Origin of the sequence: Bradyrhizobium sp. (assembly GCF_016462955.1) — a bacterium.
Classification (GTDB): domain Bacteria; phylum Pseudomonadota; class Alphaproteobacteria; order Rhizobiales; family Xanthobacteraceae; genus Bradyrhizobium.
Genome location: NZ_JAEMSD010000486.1, coordinates 1 through 5071 on the forward strand (window position 1 = coordinate 1; position 5071 = coordinate 5071).

The 5071-nt window shown below is 59.5% G+C and carries 7 protein-coding genes; 4 read left to right on the top strand and 3 right to left on the bottom strand.

Annotated features, from left to right (window positions below; translation table 11 throughout):
- The 4 genes from JHD07_RS32390 to JHD07_RS32405 form a co-directional block, all read left to right on the top strand.
- Nucleotides 1-824, top strand: an 824-nt coding sequence (locus JHD07_RS32390) for a Swt1 family HEPN domain-containing protein (RefSeq protein WP_291629526.1), incomplete at its 5' end; no start/stop codon positions are given.
- Nucleotides 825-996: 172 nt separating this feature from the next.
- Nucleotides 997-1482, top strand: coding sequence for a hypothetical protein (locus JHD07_RS32395; protein ID WP_291629528.1), 486 nt, complete (start codon nucleotides 997-999; stop codon nucleotides 1480-1482).
- On the top strand, nucleotides 1479-2201 hold the full coding sequence (locus tag JHD07_RS32400; protein WP_291629531.1) for a hypothetical protein: 723 nt from the start codon (nucleotides 1479-1481) through the stop codon (nucleotides 2199-2201). The genes JHD07_RS32395 and JHD07_RS32400 overlap by 4 nt, the downstream gene beginning before the upstream one ends.
- A 162-nt stretch (nucleotides 2202-2363) precedes the next feature.
- Entirely contained in the window at nucleotides 2364-3128 is a 765-nt protein-coding gene (locus JHD07_RS32405; RefSeq protein WP_291629533.1) for an IclR family transcriptional regulator, read from the top strand.
- Nucleotides 3129-3519: 391 nt separating this feature from the next.
- Here JHD07_RS32405 and JHD07_RS32410 read toward each other — a convergent pair whose 3' ends face one another.
- From JHD07_RS32410 to JHD07_RS32420, 3 genes are all read right to left on the bottom strand, one after another.
- Entirely contained in the window at nucleotides 3520-3708 is a 189-nt protein-coding gene (locus JHD07_RS32410; RefSeq protein ID WP_291629539.1) for a hypothetical protein, read from the bottom strand.
- Nucleotides 3709-3893: 185 nt separating this feature from the next.
- Nucleotides 3894-4475, bottom strand: coding sequence for a DUF1349 domain-containing protein (locus JHD07_RS32415; protein WP_291629535.1), 582 nt, complete (start codon nucleotides 4473-4475; stop codon nucleotides 3894-3896).
- Nucleotides 4476-4629: 154 nt separating this feature from the next.
- Nucleotides 4630-5071: SDR family oxidoreductase (locus JHD07_RS32420; protein WP_291629537.1), on the bottom strand; the 442-nt coding region annotated here is incomplete at its 5' end.

Genomic DNA, 5071 nt, shown 5'->3' on the forward strand with positions numbered 1-5071 from the left:
CAGAGCAACGTGATCCGATGGCAGATTTCTTCAATCTCTTCGCAAGAGCAGTGGTGAGGGCCAACCTCGATAAGGTAGAGCAGGCAGCCGCTTTCCTTTGGTGGGCGGAGAAAAGAGACCGAAAGCCGTCGGCCTCAATTCCAGAGGTTTGTGCCTATTTCGCCGAAGCTCGTCTGCCGAAGCCAAACAGCACGAGACTAGATAACGATTTTCGTAAATCGAAGTTAGTAAGTCGCGCGAATGGTACTCGGTTTCGGCTCTCCCACAGAGGCCTTGAATGGGGAGCTGAACTGTTCGGCGTCTTTGCGATGGACGAGAGTGTCGAGGCCGAAAGGACAGCCGAGAGCGTCGTTTCCGACATTGATTTAACGCGGTGCCCCTACATCAGTGACGGTGACCTTGCCGATGCCCGAAAAATGGCTGAGCTGCATGTCGCGTTGTTCTCGTTGGAGAACTCAGTCCGACGCCACATTGAGAAGATTTTGACAGCGAGTCTCGGTGATACTTGGTGGGATCAGGCAGCTTCGGCGCCAATGAAGCGTAAGGAGCAAGAGCGTCGCGGAAACGAGGCTCAAAACAAATGGATACCTTCTCGATCAACCTACGGTCCGCTGTATTCGTTGGATTGGCCAGACCTCGCCACGTTGATCAGGAAGTACGAGGACCTGTTTCGAGCGTCCATTGGAGACATCAACTTCCTCCACCGGTTCATTGATCTTGGCAACCTCCGCAACGTGGTCGCTCATAACGGCGTGATCGACGAGCCCATGCAATTCCGTCGAGTGGAGCTCGCGCTCCACGATTGGATTAAACAGGTAGGCTAAGCAGCTGGGATTAAGACTAGATACAAAGTGCAGCGGCCGGTCGCCGACACCGGTGTATTCTGACCGACCCAATCAAATTGCTGGGGAATGCGGGGATTATCAGCGAGACTAACTCTCCCGAATCACTATTGCAAGTTGTGTATTGCCTCGACTTCAAATTGGAGGGACTTTCGTGTCGGCCAAATTGCGCATCAAAGCCAAAGGTATTGAAATCGAGTGGGAGGGCGAAGTTGAGTTCCTCAAAGCCGAGGTGCCCGATCTTATCGCCTCCATCATTGAAGCGATTGGTCCAGGATTACCGGATGAGACCGACGAGGGCGATGAAAGTGCGGCAAGCCTGTCAAATGGAGCGGGGGCGTCGGGCCGATTCACCACAGCCTCCGCTGCTGCAAAGCTACAGGCCAAATCTGCCAGTGAATTGTTCAAGGCCGCGTTGTTGAAGCTGCAGATGAGCGATGGCGTCGAGCCAGCCTCTCGTTCGCAGATACACGAAGAAATGAAGTTGGCGCCGCGCGTCTATAAGCCTTCGATGCATAAGAACTTGAGCCAGACCATTGGAAGCCTGATGGACCAAGGCGAGATAAACGAACCCTCCACGGGAAACTACGTCCTGTCGGACTCGATGCATGATCAGCTTTCACAGCGGTTTAAGTCGTGACGCTTCTTCGCGAAAGCTTGGCTCGTCGCAACGTTTCGAAGACAGACAAGTATCTTCTAATCGTCGCGATGCACGATGGTCCTATGAAGTCAAATGACATCAGGGCTGTGGCCCGCCAAAATGGCTGGAGAGAAGGGGCGAATAGCGTACCAGGCGACTATCTCAAGCAGACAACAAACGCGATCTACGTACCAACTGGTTGGACTGTCACGGAGGCTTGCAAGAAAAGTCTCGCCAATCGCGGATTGATGAATCCTGCTGGGGTGCTGACGCCGGTTACGGAGGCTCTCGAACGTTACCTAACCGATGTACACGATCCAGAGAATGCACGCTTTGTCGAGGAAGCTATTCAGTGCGTGAAGAACAAGGCCTACCGGTCAGCCATCGTGCTGACTTGGGTAGGCGCCGTATATTTGCTGTACCAACACGTCCTTAAGAACAAGCTTCGCGAATTCAACCAGGAGGGACACCGACGTTTTCAAAAAAACGGCTGGAGCAATGTCACCGATGTAGACGATCTCGCCAACGCTGTTAAGGAATCTGTCTTCCTGAATATGCTTGAGCACATCGATGTACTGACGAAAGCAGACGCAAAGGAACTGCAGAATTGTCTCGATCGGCGAAATACCGCTGGCCATCCCAATTCGGCATCTTTCGAGGAAGTGACGGTTGGCGCTCATATCCACGAGTTGATCGCGAGGGTCTACGCTAAGTATTGACGGCGACCGTCCACTTGCTGCGCGCCACCCCTTATGCCGAACTCGAGAGTTGGTAACAGTGCCGATCCTGCAGTTGAGCCAACGAACACGACATCGATGCCGTCGAGGTTACGCATTACGAGGTGGTGCAATGGCTGCCGCTGATCCAACAAGGCCTTAGGGATGACTGAGAAGCCGCAGCCGGGCGCGCCCGCCCTCGAAAAAGGGCTGGACCTTCTGGAGTCGCTGGCAGGCGCCTCACGCGGCCTGAGCCAGAAGCAGCTTGCCGAACGCGTCGGGCGCTCCGTCAGCGAGATCTTCCGGATGCTGGTGGCGCTGGAGCGGCGGGGCTATGTCGCGCGCGACCCCGCGACCGGTGAATACACCTTGACGCTGAAGCTGTTCCGGATCGCCTCGCAATTCCCGCCGACCGAGCGGCTGCTGAAGGCGGCGCTGCCGGTGATGGAGCAGCTGGCCTCGCGCGTGCAATTGTCCTGTCATCTCACGGTGCTGCACGGCGAGCAGTTCATGGTGATCGCCCGGATCGAGCCGGAATGGCTGATGGGCTGGTCGGTCAAGGTCGGCGCGGTGTTTCCGCTCACCCAGCAATACGCCTCGGCCAAGGTGCTGGCGGCCTTCCAGCTCGAGGGCCGGCGCGAAGAGCTGGCGCAGGTCATCGCGACCAATGACCGGATCAGCCCGAAGAAGGCGCTTGCGGCGCTCGACCGCATCTCGGCGGAGGGAGGAAACTTCTCCAACGACGACGGCTATACGCGCATCCTTGCCTATAGCTGCCCGATCATCGAAGCCTCCGGCCGCGCTGTGGCCGCGATGACCGTCCCGCTGGTGAAGCAGGAACAAATCCCAGCCGCGGAAGCCAGCACCATCGCCGCCGAGTTGCGGAGCGCGGCCAGGATCGTCTCCGAGAAGATCGGCGGCGTTGCCTAGGCGTGATGAGATCGGGTCACTCCCTCTCCCGCTTGGGAGCAGGGCAACCGCGTATGGCTTTTTTGAAAGACCTGAGCACGCGCCTCGCCCTTCGAGACGACCGCTTCGCGGTCCCTCAGGGTGAGGCTAAGCAGCATCGGTGCTCGTTGAGACTGGTGCGACGCACTCGGTCCTCATCCTGAGGGCCCGCCAACGGCGGGCGTCTCGAAGGATGGCCACAGCGAAATCGCTTCCATATGCGATTGCCCTGCGCTCACGGGAGAGGGTTGGGGAGAGGGTGTTCCGCAATGGGACACTCCCCCAGAGGAGAAAGCCCTCACCCGCGCCTTGCGCGACCTCTCCCGCAAGCGGGAGAGGTTGCACCGAGCCCGTAGAACCGGGTCTGCTGCTTTCACCCTTCTTGTTTCTCTTCTGCGCTTTTCCCGTCGGAGCTTTTCGAGCGCTCTTCGAACCGATCGGCGCCCTTGGCCAGATCGTGCCCCATCCGGCTCTCGTTCTTCGCTTCGTCCTTGGACGCCGCTTCACGCAAGCCTTCGGCGGCCTGTTGCCCTGCCTTCGATGATTTTCGTTCGTCATCCATTGGTGGCTCCTTCCTGACAGGACGCCTCCCAGGAATCTCGCTGGTCCCGGATTGGACGTACCAGCGTTCCAATGAGATCGCCGAGACATTGTTCCTCGTCCCTTCGACGCTCTCGTCGAGCCGCGGCACACCCGCCGAACCGCCGGCATCGATGCGCCAAGCGCACTTCGACGGGCCGGTGCTCATCACCCAAGATCGTGAAGCTCCTTGCCGAGCGGCGGCGTCAGCCGGAAATCGGAAAAAGCGACCTCCAGTCCGGACCGCTCCGGCGTGCAAGCCATGGGTCCGACAAGATAGGAGGCGCTCTGGGCGAATGGCGCAAGCCGCATCAGGGGCCATATCTTGCCATCGCTCGATGCCTGCAAACGAAGGACGCCATGCGCAATCGTGACGCGCAGCCGGAAGTCGCCGGGGTCGTGCTCATAGGGGGCTGTTGCCCAGTCCGATTGCCCCGCAGTCAGCACGCTGGACAGCATGGCACGCCCGTCCGAAAACTCTATGCCAGCCTTGAGCCAGCGCCGTTCGTCGATGCGCACCATCAGGCCCGCCTGATCATAGAGCGCCTTGAAATGACCTCGGACGCGAAGCTCGGCCGTGAACGCATCTCCCGCCTGAAAGGCGAGGAAGTGTCCGCTATCGCGGATGAAGCCGTAATGCGTTTCGCGCCAGAAATCGGTGGCCTGGTCCGTTTCCAGCCCGAGATAGTTGTCCCTTTCGGACCATTTTCTCGGCTCGTTCAACCAGACGCCGCCAGACTGACCAAACATGCCTCATGCTCCATCGAACGCCAGTGCACCACCTGAGCACACTCGTCTGTCCGCGCCCAGGTCCGCCTGGGGCCACGAGCGGTCACGCCTGGCCGATCGACAGATGTGCGCTTCTAATCCTGCGGAGGCGGAGGTGCCTTGATGCGTCCGCGCCTTACGCCAGCGTCGTCCCGCCGTCCACGACCCAGGCCGCGCCATTCACGTGCGCGGCCTCGCCGGACGCGAGGAAAGCAACGACGTTCGCGACATCCTGCGGCCGGCCATGCGCCGTCGCACGGCTTTGGCGCAATGCAATGCCGCCGTCGCGCGCCTGGCCTTCCAATTCGCGGATCATGCGCGACTCCACCGGTCCGGGCAGAACCGCGTTGACCCTGATCCTGGTCCCCGCGACATCGAGCGCCGCCGTGCGTGTCAGCCCGAGCACGGCGTGCTTGGAGGCGACATAGCCGGCGAGGCCTGCGCGCCCCCGGATCGCCGAGGTCGATGCGGTGTTGATGATGGCTCCGGTGCCACGCTGCATCATTCTTGCGATCACGTGCTTGAGGCCGAGAAAAACGCCCTTGACGTTCACCTGCAGCAATTGATCGAAGGTTTCG